Below are 21,055 nucleotides of genomic sequence, written 5' to 3'. Positions count from 1 at the left end.
AGAATTGTATGAAAAAGCTCAAAATCGTCACCGTTGTTGGAACACGTCCAGAAATCATTCGCTTGTCTAGGGTCCTGAGTGCGCTCGATGAACACTGTGAACATGTGCTGGTGCACACCGGGCAGAATTACGACTACGAACTGAACGAGATTTTTTTCCAGGATCTGGGCATTCGTAAGCCGGATCACTTCCTGAACGCAGCAGGTGCTTCCGGCGCCGAAACCATCGGTAATGTGATCATTGCGGTGGATCGTGTGCTGGCTGAGGTTAATCCAGAGGCTTTGCTGGTGCTGGGCGACACCAACAGCTGCATGGCTGTGATCTCGGCCAAGCGGCGTAAGATCCCTACCTTCCACATGGAAGCTGGCAACCGTTGTTTCGACATGCGCGTGCCCGAAGAGATCAACCGCCGCATCGTGGACCATACCGCTGACATCAACCTTACCTACAGCACCATCGCGCGTGACTACCTGTTACGCGAAGGCCTACCAGCCGATCGCGTCATCAAGACCGGTAGCCCGATGTTCGAAGTGCTCAACCATTACCGCGACGGTATTGAGGCGTCCGATGTGCTTGAGCGGCTTGGGCTTGAGGCGGGTAAGTTCTTTGTGGTCAGCGCGCACCGCGAAGAAAACATCGATTCCGACAAAAACTTCCTCAAGTTGGTCGATGCACTCAATACCGTTGCCGAACAATTTGATTTGCCAGTTATTGTTTCTACCCACCCCCGCACCCAAAAGCGCGTCGACGTGATGGGGGTTACGTTCCATGCCAATGTACGCTTGCTGAAGCCCTTGGGTTTCAAGGATTACAACAAGCTGCAACTCACCTCCAAGGCGGTGCTGTCCGACAGCGGCACCATCAACGAAGAGGCGTCGATACTCAACTTCCCAGCCTTGAATATCCGTGAGGCTCATGAGCGCCCTGAAGGCATGGAGGAAGCGGCTGCGATGATGGTCGGACTTGATGCCGAGCGGATTCTGCAGGGGCTGAGCATTCTCGAAAGCCAATTGCGCGGCGAGCAGCGCAGCCTGCGATTGGTGGCCGATTACAGCATGCCGAACGTTTCGGACAAGGTGGTGCGTATCGTTCACAGCTACACCGACTACGTTAACCGCACAGTATGGAAACGGTACTGAACCTGTGGAAGGCATACCCGAGAAGAAACTGAAGGTGCTGGTGGTCAGTCAGTACTTCTGGCCAGAGAACATGCGTATCAATGACATGGTTCGTGACCTCACGGAAAAGGGCCACGAAGTCACGGTGCTGACGGGGTGGCCAAACTACCCCGAGGGCAAAGTTTTCCAGCGATACAAGGATAATCCTGACCAGTTCTATAACTACGAAGGGGCCGAAGTCGTCAGGGTGCCACTGGTACCCCGTGGCAAGCGCAGTATCCAGTTGATACTAAACTACCTTTCATTCGTGCTATCGGCATCTGTGCTGGGGCCACTCAAGCTCAGAGGAAAACAGTTCGATGCCATATTTGTTTATGCGGTGTCGCCGATTCTTGCCGCGATTCCCGCAGTGGTGCTTCGCCGTTTGAAGCGCGCGCCGTTGTTCATCTGGGTGCTCGACTTGTGGCCGGAAACGCTGCGCGCGGTGAATGTCATCCACAATCCCAAAGTGTTGGAACTGGTGGGTTTGGCTGTTTCCTGGATCTACAACCGCACCGATTACCTATTGTTGCAGTCTCACGGCTTTTTCGACAACGTGCGCCGTTATTGCACAAAGCCCATCGATGCAGATCGCCTAGTGTACTTCCCAAGCTGGGCCGAAGATGATTTTTCGGCTCAGGTGCTTGAGACTTCGAAGCTGATTAAACCCGATGATGCGACGTTCACCGTGGTGTTTGCCGGTAACTTGGGGGAAGCACAGGATTTTCCAGCAATTCTCGATGCTGCAGAGGTGTTGCGTAGCCAGGTTTCGGTGCGTTGGGTGATCGTTGGGGATGGTCGTATGAGTAGCTGGCTCGAGGAGCAGGTACGCAGCCGAGGGCTGGACAACATTTTGCTGCTCGGACGACATCCGTTGGAAGAAATGCCGCCGCTGTTTGCACAGGCTGATGCTTTGCTGGTGTCCCTGCGGACCAATGACGTCTTCGAGAAGACTATTCCCGGCAAGGTTCAGGCATACCTGGCATCCGGCCGCCCGATACTCGGCATGATCAACGGGGAAGCCGCGCGCGTGATCGAGTCGTCTGGGGCAGGGTTCGCCTGCGAATCGGGAAATGGCGGCGGGTTGGCCAATATTACCCGGCAGCTGGCGGAGCTAACTGCGGCACAACGCCAGCAGATGGGCACGGCAGGGCGGCAATATTACGAACAGGAGTTCGCTCGGCCTGCGCTGTTGACGCGACTGGAACGCCTTTTTAGCAACGCCACTATGAGAAGGTCAGGACGATGAGCCACAAGGTTTTTCTCACCGGAGCCAGCGGCTTCGTCGGGAGTGCAATTTTGCGCAGGCTCGTGGCTGATGGGACCCCCGTGACTGCTGCTGTCAGGCGGGGGAGTGCAGCGCCGTCTCCGTTGGTACGGAGCGTACTGTTCCAGTCGTTCGAACAAGATAACGATTGGGGGGGAGCACTGACAGAGTGTGATGTTGTGGTCCATAGCGCAGCGCGTGTTCATGTGATGAATGACACCGAGGCCGACCCGTTAGCAGCCTTCAGAAGAGTCAACGTAGAAGGGACATTGGCACTGGCCCGCCAAGCCATTGCGGCAGGGGTTAAACGGTTTGTGTTCATCAGTTCGATCAAAGTGAACGGTGAAGGTACCCTGCCTGGTAGACCTTATTCCGCCAATGACACCCCGCTGCCGCAAGATCCGTATGGCGTTTCAAAGCTGGAGGCTGAAATGGCCTTGCAGGCGCTCGCAAGGGAATCTGGCCTTGAGGTGGTGATCGTGCGCCCGGTGCTGGTGTACGGGCCAGGTGTAAAGGCCAACTTCCTTAATATGATGCGCTGGCTCGACCGAGGCATCCCTCTGCCGTTTGGGGCCATACACAATCGACGAAGCCTGGTAGCTCTGGAGAATCTGGTGGACTTGGTTGTCACGTGCATTGGTCATGAGGCGGCAGCCAACCAGGTGTTTTTGGTCAGTGATGGAGAGGACCTTTCCACTACCGAGTTGCTGCGGCGTATGGCGAAGGCGCTGGGCAGACCGGCGCGATTGCTGCCGGTACCGGCAGGCTTGCTGAGTGCTGGTGCCAAAGCGCTCGGCAAAGGTAGTTTATCTCAGCGCCTATGTGGGTCGTTGCAGGTGGATATCAAGAAAACACGCGATTTGCTCGGCTGGTGCCCCCCGGTAAAGGTGGATACTGCGCTTCAAGCTGCCGCCAGGCACTATCAGGAATACGATAAGAAATGATGCTTTTGTGGTTTCTTCCGGCCATATTGATTATGTCACTCTTGATGACAGCGGGCTTGCGCCGCTATGCGCTGGCACGCAGTGTCATGGACGTGCCCAATGCACGTAGCTCGCATACAGTCCCCACACCAAGGGGCGGCGGCGTGGCTATTGTTCTGACGTTCCTGCTTGCCATGATTGGCCTCATGCTGTCAGGTACCGAACAGATCAATACGCTGCTGGCGGTGGGGGGGGCAGGGGTATTGATCGCGGTCATTGGTTTCATGGATGACCATGGGCATATTGCTGCTCGCTGGCGACTGCTCGGGCACTTCGTTGCGGCTGCCTGGATGCTTGGTTGGCTGGGTGGGCTGCCACCACTGGTAATGTTTGGCTGGACGCTGGATCTGGGCTGGTTTGGGGGGCTGCTGGCTGCTTTCTATCTGGTGTGGTTGCTTAACCTGTACAACTTCATGGATGGTATTGACGGCATTGCCAGCGTCGAAGCCATTACCGCGTGCCTTGGCGCGGCGTGGCTTTACTGGCTCGCAGGCCTCGGCGGTACCGCTGTGTTGCCGTTGCTGCTGGCAGCGTCGGTATCAGGCTTTCTTTACTGGAACTTTCCTCCTGCGAAGATTTTCATGGGGGATGCAGGCAGCGGGTTCATCGGCATTGTGCTGGGCGGGCTTTCGCTACAGGCAGCGTGGGTGTCCCCCCCCATGTTTTGGTGCTGGCTGATTTTGCTGGGGGTATTCATTGTTGATGCAACCTATACCCTTGTGAGGCGTTTGCTGCGCGGCGACAAGGTCTACGAGGCTCACCGCAGCCATGCTTATCAATTTGCCTCGCGCGCTTACGGCAAGCACCTGCCGGTTACTGTCGCGGTAGCTGCCCTCAATGTCTGCTGGTTGCTGCCTATTGCATATTGTGTTGCCCAGTTGGGCCTGGATGGCGCGGTGGGGGTGGTGCTGGCCTATGTGCCATTGATATTGCTGGCGATACGGTACCGTGCGGGCGACCTGGAAAATTGACACTAGAGTAATGGGACAACGGATTGTCGGTTGACAAATGGAAGGCATTTAGAGGGGTTATGGGAATAGTGCGAAAAAAACTGCTTGCTCTGCCTCGTCGGCACAAGCGCATGTTGCAGGTGCTGACCGATATCGTGTTGATATGGGTCGCTCTGTGGATGGCGTTTGTGGTGCGTCTCGGTATCGAAGAGCTGGCCAACCCCATCATCGACCACTCGTGGTTGTTCCTGTGTGCCCCGGTTGTGTCCATCCCGCTGTTCATTCGTTTTGGTCTGTACCGCGCGGTCATGCGCTACTTCGGCAACGACGCTCTGATTGCCATCATCAAGGCCGTTACGCTGTCCGCGCTGCTTCTGGGGTTCATCATTTATTGGGCCAGCAACCACCAGAACGTCGTGCCACGCTCAATCACCTTCAACTACTGGTGGCTCAGCCTGATCATGATCGGCGGGCTGCGCCTGGCCATGCGCCAGTACTTCCTGGGCGACTGGTTTGCCGCAGCCGCGCAACATGTACCGTTCGCCCAACGTGACGATGGCCTGCCCAAAGTCGCCATCTATGGTGCAGGTGCCGCCGGTAACCAGCTGGTGGCTGCCTTGCGCATGGACCGGGCCATGCGCCCTGTGGCGTTCATCGATGACGATCCCAGTATCAGTGATCGCGTGATTGCAGGGCTGCAGGTCTACCGTCCAGAGCAACTTGACCAGATGATCAACGTGACGGGGGCCCAGGAAATTCTGCTGGCCATCCCTTCATCAACGCGCACCCGTCGCAGGGAGATTCTCAACTTCCTGGAAGGCTATCCGCTCCATGTTCGCAGTGTGCCGGGCATCATGGACTTGGCCAGCGGCCGGGTGAAAGTCGATGATATTCAGGAGGTCGACATTGGCGACTTGCTGGGGCGGGATACAGTGCCTGCCCAGGCTGACCTCCTGGAGCGCTGCATTACCGAGCAAACGGTGTTGGTGACCGGGGCTGGTGGTTCCATTGGTTCAGAGCTTTGCCGGCAGATTTTGGGGCAGACGCCCAAGTACTTGCTGCTTTTCGATCACAGTGAATTCAACCTCTACAGCATCCTCTCCGAGCTGGAGCAGCGTGTTGCCCGTGAATCCCTTACGGTCAGCCTGATACCCATCCTGGGCTCGGTGCGCAACCAGTCCCAGCTTCTGGACATCATGCGCACCTGGCACGTCGACACTGTCTATCACGCAGCCGCCTATAAGCACGTGCCGATGGTGGAGCACAACATCACCGAAGGCCTGATGAATAATGTCATCGGCACACTGCACACTGCCCAGGCCGCGTTGCAGGCCGGGGTTGCCAACTTCGTGCTGATTTCCACCGACAAGGCCGTGCGCCCGACCAATGTGATGGGCAGCACCAAGCGCTTGGCCGAGATGACCCTGCAGGCGCTGAGCCGTGAAGTGGCGCCGGTGCTGTTTGGCGACAGCAGCAACGTTTCGCAGGTGAACAAGACCCGCTTCACCATGGTGCGCTTCGGTAACGTGCTGGGCTCATCGGGGTCGGTGATTCCGCTGTTCCACAAGCAGATCAAGGCGGGCGGCCCGCTTACCGTCACCCACCCCAAGATCACCCGCTACTTCATGACCATTCCCGAGGCCGCGCAGCTGGTAATTCAGGCTGGTTCCATGGGCAAGGGTGGCGATGTGTTCGTGCTGGACATGGGCGAGCCGGTGAAAATTGTGGAACTGGCCGAGAAGATGATTCACCTGTCTGGCTTCAGTGTGCGCTCCGAGCGTAACCCGATGGGTGATATTGCCATCGAGTTCACCGGGTTGCGCCCGGGGGAAAAGCTGTATGAAGAGTTGCTGATCGGCGATAACGTCATTGCGACCCGTCACCCGATGATCATGAGTGCCAACGAAGACTTCCTGCCCTGGGATACGCTCAAGGAGTTCCTGCGGCAGCTGATGGCGGCAGCGGCGGTTGATGACTTTGTGCGGGTACGGCAGTTACTGCGCGAAACCGTGAGCGGCTATTCGCCGGAAGGCGAGATTGTCGACTGGATTTACCAGCAGCGGCGCCTGGAGCCTTGACCTTGCTTTGCAGGTAAACCTGCTTCCACAGGGCCGCAGCGCGGCCCCTGTATCTCCGCCATTCCAGCCTGAATGTCACGTTGCCATCGTCTTCGCTCTCGAATCAACCGCCGACAGGCTAGAATCCTGAAAGTGGAAGCGCAGACCCTGACAACGGAAGCAGACAAACATGACCATTCTGGTAACCGGCGGTGCAGGCTTTATCGGGGCGAACTTCGTTTTGGACTGGCTGGCCGGCGATGACGAACCCGTGGTCAACCTGGACAAACTCACCTATGCAGGCAACCTGCAGACCCTGAGCAGCCTGCAGGGCGACAAGCGCCATATCTTCGTGCACGGTGACATTGCCGATAGCCGGCTGGTCGCGGAATTACTGAATGCCCATCAGCCCCGCGCCATCATCAACTTTGCCGCCGAGTCTCACGTCGACCGCTCGATCCATGGCCCGCAAGCCTTCATCGAAACCAACGTCGTCGGCACGTTCCAGTTGCTGGAAGCCGCGCGTGCATACTGGGGCAGCCTTGATGAGCCGGCGCGGCAGGCATTCCGCTTCCTGCATGTGTCTACCGACGAAGTGTATGGCTCTCTGACTGCCGATGAACCGGCTTTCACTGAAACCCACCAGTACCAGCCTAACAGCCCGTACTCGGCCAGCAAGGCTGCCAGCGACCACTTGGTGCGTTCGTACTACCACACCTACGGCCTGCCGGTGCTGACCACCAATTGCTCGAACAATTACGGCCCTTATCACTTCCCGGAAAAGCTCATCCCGCTGATGATCGTCAACGCCCTGGCCGGCAAGCCACTGCCGGTGTATGGCGACGGTCAGCAGATTCGCGACTGGTTGTACGTAAAGGACCACTGCAGCGCCATCCGCCGCGTACTGGAGGCCGGCAAAGCCGGTGAGGTGTACAACGTCGGCGGCTGGAATGAAAAGCCCAACCTGGACATCGTCAACCGCGTATGCGCGCTGCTGGACGAACTGCGCCCACGCGCCGACGGCAAGCCCTACGCCGAACAGATCACCTACGTAAGCGACCGTCCAGGTCACGACCGCCGTTACGCCATCGATGCCCGCAAGCTGGAGCAGGAGCTTGGCTGGAAGCCTGCGGAAACGTTCGAAACCGGCATCCGCAAAACCGTGGCCTGGTACCTCGACAACCAGGACTGGGTGCAGAACGTGCAGTCTGGCAGTTACCGCGACTGGGTAGAAAAAAACTACGCAGGGCGTTCTGCATGAAGGTGCTGCTGCTGGGCAAGGACGGTCAGGTAGGATGGGAGCTGCAACGCAGCCTGGCCCCACTGGGGCAGTTGCTGGCGCTGAACGCCCGCAGCCAGGCGTACTGTGGCGACCTGGCCAACTTGCCGGGCCTGGCCGAAACTGTCCGTGTCTACGCCCCCGATGTCATCGTCAATGCGGCGGCCTACACTGCCGTGGACAAGGCCGAGAGTGACCGTGAGCAAGCCTTCAAGGTAAACGCCGACGCCGTCGGCGTGCTGGCCCGCGCTGCCGCCCAATGTGGCGCGCTACTGGTACATTACTCCACCGACTACGTGTTCCCGGGGCAGGGCACCCAGCCCTGGCGCGAAGACGATGCCGTTGACCCACTGAATACCTATGGCGCCAGCAAGCTGGCCGGCGAGCAAGCGATCCAGGCTGCCGGTTGCCAGCACCTGATTTTCCGCACCTGCTGGGTGTATGCCGCACGCGGCAACAATTTCGCCAAAACCATGCTGCGCCTGGCTGCGGAGCGTGACAGCCTGGGCGTGATCGATGACCAGCACGGTGCCCCGACGGGGGCCGAACTGATCGCCGACATCACCGCCCACGCCATTGTCGCCACCCGTCGCAACCCATCCCTGGCTGGCCTGTACCACTTGGCCGCTGAGGGTGAAACCACCTGGTGCGGCTATGCCCGTTACGTACTGGAGCAAGCGGCGGTCCATGGCGTGCCGCTGAAAGCTCATGCCGAGAACGTCACCCCCTTGACCACAGAGGCTTACCCGACGGCGGCCATGCGGCCGGCCAACTCGCGTCTCGATACCCATAAACTGCAGAAGGCCTTTGCCCTGACCCTGCCAGATTGGCGCCTGGGTGTGGCTCGCATGCTGACGGAAATCCACGAGAAAGGACCACTATGAAGCGTAAAGGCATCATTCTGGCGGGTGGGGCGGGTACCCGCCTGCACCCCGCGACCCTGGCAATTTCCAAGCAACTGCTGCCGGTGTACGACAAGCCGATGATCTATTACCCGCTGACCACACTGATGCTGGCGGGCATTCATGACATCCTGATCATCTCCACCCCGCAAGACACCCCGCGCTTCGAGCAGTTGCTGGGCAACGGCCACCGCTGGGGCATCAACATCACCTACGCCGTGCAGCCATCTCCGGACGGCCTGGCCCAGGCGTTCCTGATTGGCGAAGACTTCCTCGGCAACGCCCCCACCGCGCTGGTGCTGGGTGACAACATCTATTACGGCCACGACTTCCAGCAGTTGCTGCGCAACGCGATGGACCGCCAGGGCAGCGCCAGTGTGTTCGCCTATCACGTGCAAGACCCCGAGCGTTATGGCGTGGTCGAATTCGACGGGCAGGGTAATGCCATCAGCCTGGAAGAGAAACCGGCCAAACCCAAGTCCAACTATGCCGTGACCGGGTTGTACTTCTACGACAACGACGTGATCGAGATTGCCAAAAGCATTCGGCCATCCGCGCGTGGTGAGCTGGAGATTACCGACGTGAACCGCGCGTACCTGGAGCAGCACCGCTTGTCGGTAGAGATCATGGGGCGCGGGTATGCCTGGCTGGATACCGGGACGCATGACTCGTTGCTCGAGGCAAGTGGGTATATCGCGACGATCGAGCGGCGGCAAGGGCTGAAGGTGGCCTGCCCCGAAGAGGTGGCATTCCGGCAGGGGTGGATCGATGCCCAACAGTTGGAAACGCTGGCAGCACCGCTGGCCAAGACCGGTTATGGCCAGTATCTGCTGCGTTTGATTCAAGGCACGGTTTATTGAGGTAACAACCTCGGTGGGGCGGGGCCGCCATTCCACGGGCGGTTCAAGCCCCGAAGGGGCTGGGCCTGCTGGCCAATTTCCATCCGCCGTTCACCGTTGCCGCCGCTACCGTATTCGCGGGTAAACCCGCTCCTACGCAGATTGGTGGTGGACACACCTCGGGGGTTGGGCACGGGCCGTCGTGTAGGAGCGAGTTTACCCGCGAAAGGGCCGGCCCTGCTGGCCAATCCCCACCCGCCATTCACCGTCGCAGCCACCACCGTATTCGCGGGTAAACCCGCTCCTACGCAGATTGGTGATGGACACACCTCGGGGGTTGGACACAGGCCGTCGTGTAGGAGCGGGTTTACCCGCGAAAGGGCCGGGCCTGCTGGCCAATTTCCACCCGCCGTTCACCGTTGCCGCCGCCACCGTATTCGCGGGTAAACCCGCTCCTACGCAGATTGGTGGTGGACACACCTCGGGGTTGGACACAGGCTGGTGGTGGACACAGGTCGGCGGGTGGTCACGGGCCGCCGTAGGAGCGGGTTTACCCGCGAAAGGGCCGCCCCTGCTGGCCAATTCCCATCAGCCATTCACCGTCGCCGCCACCACCGAATTCGCGGGTAAACGCGCTCTAACGCCGTGAACCATCCCTCACCCCAGGGTTTTCCCACCCCCACAACCCGCGTATCATCTGCACACACAAATCTGAACATTCCCACGCCAGTTCCAGACCATGAGTCTTGCGCCCCCTGCGTGCATGGCAGTTTCAGGTACCCAGACAATCATCAGTGACATATAACGAATGGCCAGTTTCGTGGCCAGGCCAGGCATGCCGGCTGTCCGACGGATGGGACGGTGCCCGATGAGATTTGAAGGAATAGGTTTTGATCAAGCGTAGAAAGGTTGCAATCGTTGGTTGTGCGTACCGTTTTCCTGGCTCTTCCAATGCAGGCTTCTGGCAAAACCTGATGGAGGGCCGCGACCTGGTGACCCAGGTTGACCCGTCGCGTTGGAACAAACGCGAGTTCCTGCACCCGGACAAGGCCAGCCCTGCATCCAGCTACACCTTCGCCTCAGGCACCCTGGGTGATATCAGCGCTTTCGACGCTGGCTTCTTCAGCATCTCGCCGCGTGAAGCCGCGATGATGGACCCGCAGCAGCGCATGCTGCTGGAAATGTGCTGGGAAACCTTCGAAAACGCCGGGGTCAAGCCATCCAGCCTGCGTGGCAGCAACTGCGGCGTGTACCTGGGCATCGCCGGTGTCGAGCAGTCCTACCGCCTGCTCGAGGACCTGTCGGCCATCGATGGCGCCACGGCGACCGGCAACACCATGAGCATCGCGGCCAACCGCCTGTCGTTTTTCTACGACCTGCGTGGCCCGAGCATGGCCATCGATACCGCCTGCTCGTCGTCGCTGGTGGCCTTCCACCAGGCGTGCCAGGCCATCCTCAGCGGTGATGTCGACCAAGCCGTAACGGGCGGTATCAGCCTGCACATGCACCCGTTCGGCTTCATGATCTTCGCCAAGGCGACCATGCTGTCGCGTACCGGGCGCTGCCAGTCGTTCGACGAAAACGGCGACGGTTACGCCCGCTCCGAAGGCGGCGGGTTGTTCCTGCTCAAGGACTACGACCAGGCAGTGGCCGATGGAAATACCATTTTGGCGGTGGTGGCGGCCAGTGCAGTGAACACCGACGGGCGCAAGTCCAGCCTGACCCTGCCCAATGCCGAGGCCCAGGCGGCGTTGCTCAAGCGCGCTTACGCCCAGGCCGGCATCGCCCCCGAGCAATTGGACTACCTGGAGGCCCACGGCACCGGTACCGCCGTGGGAGACCCGATCGAAACCCGCGCCATCGGCGAGGCACTGGGCCAGGCGCGCGGCGCCGGCAACCCGCTGCCAATCGGCTCGGTGAAGAGCAACCTCGGGCACCTTGAAGCCGCCTCTGGCGTGGCTGGCCTGATGAAGGCACTGAACTGCCTGGCCGAGCGCACCGTGCCCGCTACCATTGGCGTGCAGGCGCTCAACCCGAACATCGCGTTCGCCGACCTCAACCTGCAGGTGGTCACCGAGCCCCTTCCGCTCAAGGCCGATGGCCAGTTGACCGTGGGGGTGAACTCGTTCGGCTTTGGTGGCGCCAACGCCCATGTCATCCTGCAAAGCCCCGAGCCACAGGCGCCGGCAGCGCAAGCGGCCAGCGCCCGGCGCGTGCCGTTACTGCTCAGTGCCAAGAGCGAACAAGGCCTGCGCGCAACCGCTGAACGCTTTGCCGCCTACCTGGCCGGGCAGCCCCAGGCCGACTATTACGATGTGGCCTACCAGGCGATGTTCCGCCGCGATGCACACAGCCACCGCCTGCTGCTGGTCTGCGACAACGCGGCCGAAGCCGCCCAGGCGCTGGACGACTATGCCCAGGACCCGACCCTCAGCGAACTGAGCGCAGTGCTGGAGGCCGGCCAGGCTCTGGACGGCGCCTCGGCACCGGTATTTGTCTACTCCGGCAACGGCTCGCAATGGCAGGGCATGGGCCGGGCGATGCTCGACCAGCCGCTGTTCGCCGCCGCCGTGGATGAAGTGGACGCGTTGTTCCAGCCCTTGGCGGGCTACTCGCTGCGCGCCGAGCTGCTGGGTGACAACGGCGAAGGCCGTTATGCACGTACCGAAATCGCCCAGCCTGCGCTGTTTGCCCTGCAAGTGGCGGTTACCAAAGTGCTGGCTGCCGAAGGCATCCACCCGGTGGCGGTGATCGGCCACAGTGTGGGTGAAGTGGCGGCTGCCTGGGCCAGCGGCGCATTGAGCCTGGAGGACGCCACCCAGGTCATCTACCACCGCAGCCGCCTGCAAGGCCTGACCCGTGGTACCGGGAAGATGACAGCGGTCGGCCTCTCGGGTGAGGCCACGGCGCAACTGATTACCGAACTGAAACTGGATGGCCGCCTGGTGGTGGCGGGCGAGAACAGCGCCCGCGGCGCCACTGTGGCCGGTGAGGTCGACGCCTTGGCACTGCTGGAAGCGGCCCTGGAAGAGCGCCAGGTATTCGCCCGTCGCCTGGACCTGGACTACGCCTTCCACTCGCCGGCCATGGACCCGATCAAGCAAGCGGTTATCGACGACCTCGCGCATATCCGCCCGCAGGCTACGAAGATCCCGTTCTACTCCACTGTCGTCGGTGGCCAGTTGAACGGCGAACGCCTGGACAGCCAGTACTGGTGGCAGAACATTCGCTTCCCGGTGCTGTTCCAGGGCGCGCTGGCTGCCTTGGTGCGCAATGGCCTTAACCTGTTCGTCGAAGTGGGCCCGCATGCGATTCTGCGCAGCTACGTCAACGATGTGCTGGTTGAGTGCGAACAACCGGGGCAGGTGATTGGCACCCTCAAGCGCAACGACCACAGTCCGCTGCTGCTGGAACGTACCGTAGCCCGCCTGCAGATTGCCGCCGTCGAGCCACAGTGGCAGGCACGCTTCCCGGTGACCGGGCGCCCGCTGCGCCTGCCTAACTATGCCTGGCAGCACGACCATTTCAGCTTGCCGGTCACTGCCGAGGCCTATGGCCCGCTGAGCCACGAGCGCGTGCACCCGTTGCTGGGTTACCCGGTAACAGACCAGGCGCTGACCTGGGAAAACCGCCTGGATACCCAGCAGTACCCAACCCTGGCCGACCACAAGGTGGGTGAGTCGGTACTGTTCCCGGGTGCAGGCTTTACCGAGCTGGCCCTGGCCGTGGCGCAACTGCACCAGCCGGGCGAGTTCGTCGATATCGAAGAGCTGGAAATCCACAACCCTCTGCTGTTGAGCAGCGAGGTCATCAAGAAAGTGCGCGTGCAGGTCGAAGAGGCCGACGGCACGTTGCGCATCAGCTCGCGCACATTGATGCAACGCGAAGACTGGGTACAGCACGTGGTCGCACGCTTGCCGGGCGAAGCGCGCGGTGTGCTGCTGGACACCCGCGCACCGGCGTTGCCAGCCCGCCCGGCAGACTTCACCGGCGAGCAGCACCTGGCAATGACCTGCGCGGTTGGCCTGAACTACGGCCCCGCTTACCAGACGGTGGCCGCAGCCTGGGTGGAAGGGGAGCGCGTGTTGGCTCAGTTGGTCGTGCCTGCTGCCATCGAACACGAACTGGCAAGCCTGCACCTGCACCCGGCGCTGCTGGATGGTGCCTTCCAGCTGATTACCGAGCTGCTGGCCAGCCGCCAGGGGCATGACGATGGCCTGGCGTTCATCCCCGTCAAGCTTGGGCGCGTTGCCTTTACCAATGCCGGCGGTGTGCCGGTGCTGGCCGAGGTGCGCCAGCGCAAGCGCACCGCACATTCGCTGCTGGTCGACTTCACACTGTTCGATGCCAGCGGCGCTGCCGTACTGGCGATCAAGGATGCGCGCATGCGTGCCGTGCGCCTGCAGTACGACCGCAGTGGCGACATCAAGCGTATGGGCCATGTGGGGCAGGCCGCGCCAGGCGCGGTTGTGCCAGTGCAGCGTAAAGCCGTGGCCTGCTCGCCGCTGGTCGAGGCCTTGCAGTGCCTGGCCGACGAGCCGGCACAGGTGCGTTACCTGAATGAAGTGGAGCCACTGCTGGATGTGCTGTGCAACAGCTTTGTCCTCGATGCGGTGGAACAGGCCGGCGGCCGCATCAGTGCCGAGCAGGTCGCGCAGTGGTCGCAGGGCCAGGGCGACTTCCTGGGGATGCTGTTGCGCCATGCCGAGCACGACGGCAGCCTGCAGCGTAGCGCGGACGGCAGCTGGCAACTGGTCGACCAGGGCGAGCGCCCGACCTCGCAGGCTATCTGGCAAGAGCTGTTCAAGAGCTACCCCGAGTACTTCCAGATTATCCATTCCGTAGGCCGTATCGGCCGGCATCTGTCGGCGTTGCTGGATGGCAGCCAGGCCTTCGACACCCTGCAACCGCGCGAAACCAGCGGCGCCAGCCTGGCGCGCCTGGTGCTGGGTGCGGCAGGGCAGCAGCACCTGCTCAGCGGCATTGGCCAGACCTTGGCCGCGCGCCTGGCGCAACTGCCGCCGGGCCAGCGCCTGCGTGTACTGGAATTCGGCTTCGGTGGCGCTTCGTTTGCCGAGCTGTTGTACGCCGGCCTGAATTTCGATCGCCTCGATTATGCCTACTGCGTCGCCGAGCCTGAGCTTGAGCAGCGCCTGCGTGACGATTGCCCGGCGCTGGAGGTACTTGGCCTGGAGCAACTGGCCGACGCCGGTACGTTCGACTGGGTGCTGGTGCCTACCGACTTTGGCCCCCTTGGTACCGTGGGTGACGCCCTGCGCCTGGCCAGTGGCCGGCTCAACCCGCACGGCCAGTTGGCGCTGCTTGGGCAGTACCCGGCGCGCTGGGCCGATTTCGTCTTCGGTGCCCAGCCAGACTGGTGGCTGGCCGGCCCGCAGCAGGCGTTGTCGCGCCAGCAAGGCCCGGCGTTCTGGAGCCATGAGCTGCAGCGGCATGGCCTGACCGCGTTGCGCACGCTGGAAGCGTTGCCGGGTAATGCCTGTGGTAGCTACCTGTTGCTGGCGGACAAGCCCGCCGGTGCCGACACTGCTGCACCCGTGGCCGTGCAGCGCTGGGCCGTACTCGCCGAAGCCGGGCAGGGCGCTGCCCTGCGCCTGGCAGAGCAACTGCGCGCCCAGGGCCAGCAGGTTGACCTGTTGCAGCCGGGTGACGCCCAGGCGCTGGTGGCTCAGCTTGGCGCCTTTGCCCAGCCCCCTGAGCATGTGCTGCACCTGGCCGGTTTCGACAGCGGCACAGGCCTCGATGGCCAGGCCGAGCGCTGCATGCAAGCGGCCGCGCTGGTGCAGGCCTGTGAGTCGCTGGCGATCGCCCCGCAGTGCTGGCTGTTCAGCCGTGGCGCTGCCGAGCACCTGCACAGCGCCGACACCGCCGCTGACGTTGCGGCCATCGGCGACGCGGCGTTGTGGGGCTTTGGCCGTACCCTGGCCAACGAATCCCCGAACTGTCGTATTCGCCTGCTCGATCTGGCCCACGCGGCAACGGTCGAGCTGGCGGTACCTGCGTTGCTGCACGCCGACAGCGAAACCGAGCTGGCCCTGGACGCCGAAGGCCGTCGCTACGTGCCGCGCCTGCGCGTGCTGGCCGACCAGCCGCGCCGCGCAGTGGGCGATGCGCAGTGGGTGTGCCTGGGCTTCGACCTGCCGGGCCAGCTGCGCAACCTGCGCTGGGAAGTGCGTGAGCCGCGTCAACCGGCGGCGGATGAGCTGGACATTCAGGTGCGCGCGACGGGCCTTAACTTCCGTGACGTGATGTTCGCCCTCGGCCTGCTGTCGGATGAAGCCATCGAAAACGGCTTCTCCGGCCCTACCCTGGGCTTCGAATTTGCCGGTGTGGTGCAGGGCAAAGGCGCCGAGGCAGTGGGCGACTTCGCCCCGGGTGACCGTGTGGTGGGCTTTGGCCCCTGCAGCTTCGCCAACCGCCTGGTCACCAACGCCAACGCCGTTGCACGCATCCCCGAAGGGATGTCGTTCGAAGCGGCGGCGACCATTCCGAGTACCTTCTTCACCGTGTACTACGCGCTGCATCACCTGGCGCGCCTGGAACCGGGCGAGAAGGTGCTGATCCACGGCGCTGCCGGTGGCGTGGGCATTGCTGCCATCCAGATCGCCAAATGGCTGGGCGCAGAAATTCACGCCACCGCAGGCAGCGACGAGAAGCGCGACTTCCTGCGCCTGCTGGGCGTCAGCCACATCTACGACTCCCGTTCGCTGGCTTATGCCGACCAGGTGCTGGCGGCCACCGGTGGGCGTGGCGTGGACGTGGTGCTCAATTCGCTGGCCGGTGAGGCCATCAACCGCAACCTGCAGGTGCTGAAGCCGTTTGGTCGCTTCCTGGAGCTGGGCAAGCGCGACTTCTACCAGAACACCCGTATCGGCTTGCGCCCGTTCCGCAACAACATCAGCTATTTCGGTATCGACGCTGACCAGCTGATGAGCGAGCGCCCTGCGCTTACCCGCCGCCTGTTCGCCGAAATGATGGAACTGTTCGAGCAGGGCATCCTGCATCCGTTGCCGTTCCGCGAGTTCGACGCCAACCAGGTGGTCGAGGCCTACCGTTACATGCAGCAGGCGCGGCAGATTGGCAAGGTCGTGGTGACTTACGCCAACCCCATCCAGCAAACCGTCGACACCCGTGTGCAGCCGGTGCGGGCATTGCAGCTTGCCGCCGATGCCAGCTACCTGGTCACCGGCGGCCTGGGTGGCTTTGGCCTGCGTACTGCGCAGTGGCTGATCGACAAAGGTGCCCGTCACCTGGTGTTGCTGGGCCGTCGTGGCCCGGCCAGTGAAGAGGCCCAACCGCAGCTGGCGTTGTGGCACGCCCAAGGTATCGATGTGCAGGCCGTGGCGTGCGACATCACCGACCGTGAGCAACTGCGCGGGGTGTTTGATCGCATTGGCGCCAGCCCATGGCCACTGCGTGGCCTGGTGCATGCCGCGACGGTGATTGACGACAGCCTGATCCGCAACCTTAACGGCGACCAGTTGCGTCGCGTGCTGGAGCCCAAGGCCAAGGGCGCGCAGTACCTGCATGAGCTGACCCAGGGCCTGGCGCTGGACTTCTTCGTGATGTTCTCCTCGGCCACCACCTTGTTCGGCAACCCCGGCCAGGCCAACTACGTGGCGGCCAACCACTGGCTTGAAGCCCTTGCGCGGCACCGTCGTGCTCAGGGCCAGGCAGCCACCGCCGTGCTGTGGGGCGCCATCGACGATGTCGGTTTCCTGGCGCGCAACAGCCAGATCAAGGACGCCCTGCAGAGCCGCATGGGGGGCTCGGCGCTGCGGGCCGAGGCCGCCTTGGCACAGCTTGAGGCCATGCTGTTGCAGGGAGATAACGGCCACGGCGTGCTGGAGCTGGACTTCAAGGCCCTGGCGCGCTTCCTGCCGAGCGCCACTACGCCGCGCTTCAGCGAACTGGCCCGTGCCTATGGCGGCGATCATGAGGATGAAGGTGGCGGTGAAGACATCCAGCGCATGCTGGAGGAGCTTGACGATGGCGAACTGCTCGAACGCTTCGTAGACATGCTCAAGCACGAGGTGTGCGAGATTTTGCGCCTGCCGCCAGCACGCCTGGATGCCCAGCGCCCGCTGCAGGAAATGGGGCTCGATTCGTTGATGAGCGTCGAGTTGGTAGTGGCGCTGGAAGAGCGTTTCGGTATTCGCCTGCCGGTGATGGAGCTGAGTGACAGCTCCAGCATCGACAAGCTTGCCGCACGCTTGCTGGAGCTGCTGCGTGGTGAAGCGGGCAGCGGCGAAGAGCAACTGGCGCAGAATGTGCTTGCCCGCCATGGCAGCGAGCACAGTGCCGAAGAGTTGGCGCAGTTGAACGCAGCCTTGGCCGACAGCAACGCGGCACCCAACCGATTGATTGATTAAGAGTGCCAGATGACAGCCAGAACCCCGACCGGCCTTGGTGGCGATGCCAAGCAACGCCTGATCCAGCAAGCCCTCGCCCGGCGCCGCCATGTGGCTGCCGAGGGCGAGCAGGGCGCCACCCTGGAGCAGGTACAGCAGGCTGCCCTGAAGGTGCCCGAAGCGCACTATCGCTTTGATCTGCACCCGGGGTACCAGCAACTGCGGGTACTCCAGCAAAGCGCCATGCAGTTGGGCGTGAGCAACCCGTTCTTCCGTATGCACCAGGGCACCGCCGGTGCCCAGACGCAGATTGGCGAGCGCGAGTTTCTCAACTTTGCCAGTTACAACTACCTGGGCTACTCCGGCCACCCGACCGTGGCCGAAGCGGCCAAGGCGGCGATCGACCGCTACGGCACCTCGGTGTCGGCCAGCCGCCCGGTGTCTGGCGACCGCCCGCTGCACCGCGAGCTGGAGCGCGAACTGGCGCGCCTGTACGAGGTGGACGATGCGGTGGTGATGGTCAGCGGCCATGCCACCAACGTCACCACCATCGGCTACCTGTTCGGGCCACGCGACCTGGTGGTGCATGACGAGCTGATTCACAACAGCGTGCTGCAGGGTATCCAGCTGTCCGGTGCCCGCCGTCTGAGTTTTGCCCACAACGACTGGCAGGCGCTGGACCGCCTGCTGGGCGAGCAACGCCAGCACTTCGAGCGGGTGCTGGTGGTGGTGGAAGGCATCTACAGCATGGACGGCGACTACCCCGAGCTACCCCGGTTCGTCGAGCTCAAGCATAAGCACAAGGTTTTCCTCATGGTGGATGAAGCTCATTCGCTGGGGGTGATGGGTGCGACGGGCAAAGGTATTCGCGAGCACTATGGGTTGGCTGGCGATGACGTCGACATCTGGATGGGGACCTTGAGCAAGACCCTGGCCAGTTGCGGCGGGTACATTGCGGGCCGCACGGCACTGATCGAGCACCTGAAGTTTCTGGCGCCGGGCTTCTTGTACAGTGTTGGCATGCCGCCGGCGGTCACGGCCTCTGCGTTGGCAGCGTTGAAGCTGCTGGCTGCTGACAGCGAGCGGGTTGCGCAACTGCAGGCGCGAGGGGAGCTGTTCCTGCGCCTGGCGCGTGAAGCTGGGTTGGACACGGCGACCAGTACCGGGTTGGCGGTGATCCCGGTGATTACCGGCAGTTCGTTCAAGGCTGGCCGCTTGTCCAGCGCCCTGTTCGAGCGTGGCATCAATGCCCAGCCGATCCTGTACCCCGCGGTGCCGGAGCATTCGGCGCGGGTGCGGTTTTTTGTGTCTTGCGAGCATACGGAAGAGCAGATCAGGCATACCGTGGCGGTGGTGGCGGAGGAGATGGCGCGGCTGGGGTGAGGGGCACGCCTACAGCCAGATGGCATCCCAGTGTGGGTATTCGCCGACATTGGGTGCCAGGCCGGCCCTGACCGGGTTGGCAATGATGTAGCGAGCGGCGTTGAGCAGGTCATCATCCTTGCGCATGGCGCGATCGCAGTAGCCCGGCTGCCAGATGGGGTTGGTTGTTACGCCGGCCTTGTGCAAGGCATGGCTGGACCTTGATTTGAAGCGGCGCATCAACGTGGCCAGTGTCACTTGTTTCAGCTCTATCAGCCAATGCACATGGTCGGGCATGACCACCCAGGCCAGCGTGACGCAGCTGTTTTCCCGGTCTGCCTGGCGCAGGTGATTGACCACCAGCCTGGCCAGGTTGAAGTTGTGAAACAGCGGGCGACGCTGGTGGGTGACGGTTGTCAGCATGTACAGCCTGCCGGGGTGTGAAACCCGGTGGCGGCGCAGATGGTGGGCGTGGGCGTAGTGCATGGGGTCATCCTTGAGGCTTCGATAGTTCGAGCCAGCGTAGACGCCCTCCTGGCGCCAGCAGCGATTCAACCATTGCAGAATGTGCCCACCGACCAGGGGGGCGGTGATTGGCCAGGGATATTGGCCAGCAGGCCCGGCCCTTTCGCGGGTGAACCCGCTCCTACACGACGGTCTGCGCCCAACCACCGATCTGTGCCCACCCCCGATCAGGTGTAGGAGCGGGTTCACCCGCGAATACGGTGGCGGCAGCAACGGTGAACGGCCAGGGATATTGGCCAGCAGGCCCGGCCCTTTCGCGGGTAAACCCGCTCCTACGACGGCCTGCGTCCAGCCACCGGGCCGGGGACTGGGCGTGGGTCAGATATGCGGTGCCTCATACGCATTCAACTGCTCCACAAACCGCCAATGGCTCTTCTTGCCAAACCCCATCAACCGCTTCAACCGGATATCCCAACGCATGTGGTGGTTGGCAATCCATGGCAATGCAAACAGGTGCGCCCCGCGCCATGGAATGAACGGGTTACGCCGCAGGCTGGCATAAATCTCGACGCGGTGGCTGGCCTGATGGCTCGCACAGCGGGCATGGAAACCAGACGTGTCCGCCACCACCAGGGTGTTGGCTGGCACCGCAAAGCGACGGGGCGGCGGCAGACCGAGGGCCGCCAGCTCGGGCTCGTCGATGCGGAACGAACCTTCACGGTGCATCTGCTCGCTGGAGCGCGCGGCCCCCAGGCTTTGACGATACTCCCAGGCCAAACGCTCCGGCGTCAGGCGGTGCGACCCCGGCACATAACTGAACGGCCCTTGGTCATCCGCCACATCGTCCAGAAACAACCACGCCTTCGCCGTGGGGTGGAAGGTGTCGGCATGCAGGCGGGTCTGCGGGTCCTGGTCGGCATTGGCGGCGTCGATCACGATCGACTGCAACTGGTAGGTAATGCCACCGGTATTGGACGACGCATAGGCAATCAGGTCGCGCACCCCACGGTCCGCCACAAACGCCGCACTGGCCGGGTTTTGCGCCAGCACGTCCTGGTCAAGGCTGACCCGGCGGGTAACCGCGCGGCCCTGGCGCATTTCCCATCCAGTGCTGCGCAATGCACCCAGCTCGGCGCGCAAGGCCGCAAACTGCTCGGCAGGCAGGGCGTTTTCACGAATAAAAAAACCGTTCTGCTCAAAATGCGCGCGCTCACCGGCATCCAGCCGCGAGGCCAGCGCATTGCGACGGTAACCTGCCATGGCCATCGCCAACTGACGACGCTGCACATGCAGGCCCAGGGCATTGAGCCGGGCGCTGCCCAGCACCGGGTTGTTCTCGAACGACTTGGCATGGGTAGCCAACTGCAGGCAATGCCAGGGGAGTGCCGCGTAACGGCCGATGTCCTTGATCGAAACAGGCATGAT

General features: G+C 62.3%; 12 protein-coding genes. 10 read left to right on the top strand and 2 right to left on the bottom strand.

Annotation, left to right across the window (positions count from 1 at the left end; translation table 11 throughout):
* The first annotated feature begins 8 nt into the window (after positions 1 to 8).
* The 10 genes from wecB to AC3RCM_RS20690 all read left to right on the top strand — a co-directional run bounded on the left by wecB (position 9) and on the right by AC3RCM_RS20690 (position 19,186).
* Positions 9 to 1,139 carry a non-hydrolyzing UDP-N-acetylglucosamine 2-epimerase gene (wecB, locus tag AC3RCM_RS20735; protein WP_104962349.1) on the top strand — a complete coding sequence of 377 codons (1,131 nt, stop codon included), beginning with the start codon at positions 9 to 11 and terminating at the stop codon, positions 1,137 to 1,139.
* Between the two features lie 13 nt (positions 1,140 to 1,152).
* A complete protein-coding gene (locus AC3RCM_RS20730; protein WP_104962911.1) occupies positions 1,153 to 2,406 on the top strand; it encodes a glycosyltransferase family 4 protein in 1,254 nt (417 codons plus the stop codon).
* Positions 2,403 to 3,368, top strand: coding sequence for a UDP-glucose 4-epimerase family protein (locus tag AC3RCM_RS20725; protein WP_492629115.1), 966 nt, complete (start codon positions 2,403 to 2,405; stop codon positions 3,366 to 3,368). The genes AC3RCM_RS20730 and AC3RCM_RS20725 overlap by 4 nt, the downstream gene beginning before the upstream one ends.
* The gene (locus tag AC3RCM_RS20720; protein WP_492629114.1) at positions 3,365 to 4,378 is read left to right on the top strand and encodes an MraY family glycosyltransferase; all 1,014 of its coding nucleotides are present in this window, start codon (positions 3,365 to 3,367) and stop codon (positions 4,376 to 4,378) included. Before AC3RCM_RS20725 ends, AC3RCM_RS20720 begins: the two co-directional genes overlap by 4 nt.
* A 59-nt stretch (positions 4,379 to 4,437) precedes the next feature.
* Entirely contained in the window at positions 4,438 to 6,435 is a 1,998-nt protein-coding gene (locus tag AC3RCM_RS20715) for a polysaccharide biosynthesis protein (RefSeq protein ID WP_492629113.1), read from the top strand.
* Positions 6,436 to 6,604: 169 nt separating this feature from the next.
* Complete coding sequence (gene rfbB, locus AC3RCM_RS20710; protein WP_064492624.1) at positions 6,605 to 7,675, top strand: dTDP-glucose 4,6-dehydratase; 1,071 nt, start codon at positions 6,605 to 6,607, stop codon at positions 7,673 to 7,675.
* On the top strand, positions 7,672 to 8,577 hold the full coding sequence (gene rfbD / locus AC3RCM_RS20705; RefSeq protein WP_198748386.1) for a dTDP-4-dehydrorhamnose reductase: 906 nt from the start codon (positions 7,672 to 7,674) through the stop codon (positions 8,575 to 8,577). The genes rfbB and rfbD overlap by 4 nt, the downstream gene beginning before the upstream one ends.
* Positions 8,574 to 9,455: a glucose-1-phosphate thymidylyltransferase RfbA gene (rfbA, locus tag AC3RCM_RS20700; protein WP_492629112.1), complete on the top strand. Its 882-nt coding sequence runs from the start codon at positions 8,574 to 8,576 to the stop codon at positions 9,453 to 9,455. Before rfbD ends, rfbA begins: the two co-directional genes overlap by 4 nt.
* An 869-nt stretch (positions 9,456 to 10,324) precedes the next feature.
* Positions 10,325 to 17,824 (top strand): SDR family NAD(P)-dependent oxidoreductase, encoded by a 7,500-nt coding sequence (locus AC3RCM_RS20695; RefSeq protein ID WP_492629111.1) that lies wholly within the window; start codon positions 10,325 to 10,327, stop codon positions 17,822 to 17,824.
* A gap of 9 nt (positions 17,825 to 17,833) precedes the next feature.
* On the top strand, positions 17,834 to 19,186 hold the full coding sequence (locus AC3RCM_RS20690; protein WP_064492476.1) for an aminotransferase class I/II-fold pyridoxal phosphate-dependent enzyme: 1,353 nt from the start codon (positions 17,834 to 17,836) through the stop codon (positions 19,184 to 19,186).
* 9 nt (positions 19,187 to 19,195) lie between these two features.
* Here AC3RCM_RS20690 and AC3RCM_RS20685 read toward each other — a convergent pair whose 3' ends face one another.
* Both AC3RCM_RS20685 and AC3RCM_RS20680 read right to left on the bottom strand, forming a co-directional pair.
* Positions 19,196 to 19,651 carry an REP-associated tyrosine transposase gene (locus AC3RCM_RS20685; protein WP_492629110.1) on the bottom strand — a complete coding sequence of 152 codons (456 nt, stop codon included), beginning with the start codon at positions 19,649 to 19,651 and terminating at the stop codon, positions 19,196 to 19,198.
* A 357-nt stretch (positions 19,652 to 20,008) separates the two neighbouring features.
* On the bottom strand, positions 20,009 to 21,052 hold the full coding sequence (locus tag AC3RCM_RS20680) for a phytanoyl-CoA dioxygenase family protein (protein ID WP_121162023.1): 1,044 nt from the start codon (positions 21,050 to 21,052) through the stop codon (positions 20,009 to 20,011).
* Positions 21,053 to 21,055: the final 3 nt, after the last annotated feature.

Source organism: Pseudomonas sp. GW823-FHT05G12 (assembly GCF_058795575.1).
Note: the sequence above shows the minus strand (reverse complement) of the source record. Positions and strands in the feature narration are given on the sequence as shown.

Excerpts from the sequence above, each read along its gene's own strand:
- wecB (WP_104962349.1), top strand. The coding sequence starts at position 9 with ATGAAAAAGCTCAAAATCGTCACCGTTGTTGGAACACGTCCAGAAATC.
- AC3RCM_RS20725 (WP_492629115.1), top strand. The coding sequence starts at position 2,403 with ATGAGCCACAAGGTTTTTCTCACCGGAGCCAGCGGCTTCGTCGGGAGT.
- AC3RCM_RS20720 (WP_492629114.1), top strand. The coding sequence starts at position 3,365 with ATGATGCTTTTGTGGTTTCTTCCGGCCATATTGATTATGTCACTCTTG.
- AC3RCM_RS20715 (WP_492629113.1), top strand. The coding sequence starts at position 4,438 with ATGGGAATAGTGCGAAAAAAACTGCTTGCTCTGCCTCGTCGGCACAAG.
- rfbB (WP_064492624.1), top strand. The coding sequence starts at position 6,605 with ATGACCATTCTGGTAACCGGCGGTGCAGGCTTTATCGGGGCGAACTTC.
- rfbD (WP_198748386.1), top strand. The coding sequence starts at position 7,672 with ATGAAGGTGCTGCTGCTGGGCAAGGACGGTCAGGTAGGATGGGAGCTG.
- rfbA (WP_492629112.1), top strand. The coding sequence starts at position 8,574 with ATGAAGCGTAAAGGCATCATTCTGGCGGGTGGGGCGGGTACCCGCCTG.
- AC3RCM_RS20690 (WP_064492476.1), top strand. The coding sequence starts at position 17,834 with ATGACAGCCAGAACCCCGACCGGCCTTGGTGGCGATGCCAAGCAACGC.
- AC3RCM_RS20685 (WP_492629110.1), bottom strand. The coding sequence starts at position 19,651 with ATGCACTACGCCCACGCCCACCATCTGCGCCGCCACCGGGTTTCACAC.
- AC3RCM_RS20680 (WP_121162023.1), bottom strand. The coding sequence starts at position 21,052 with ATGCCTGTTTCGATCAAGGACATCGGCCGTTACGCGGCACTCCCCTGG.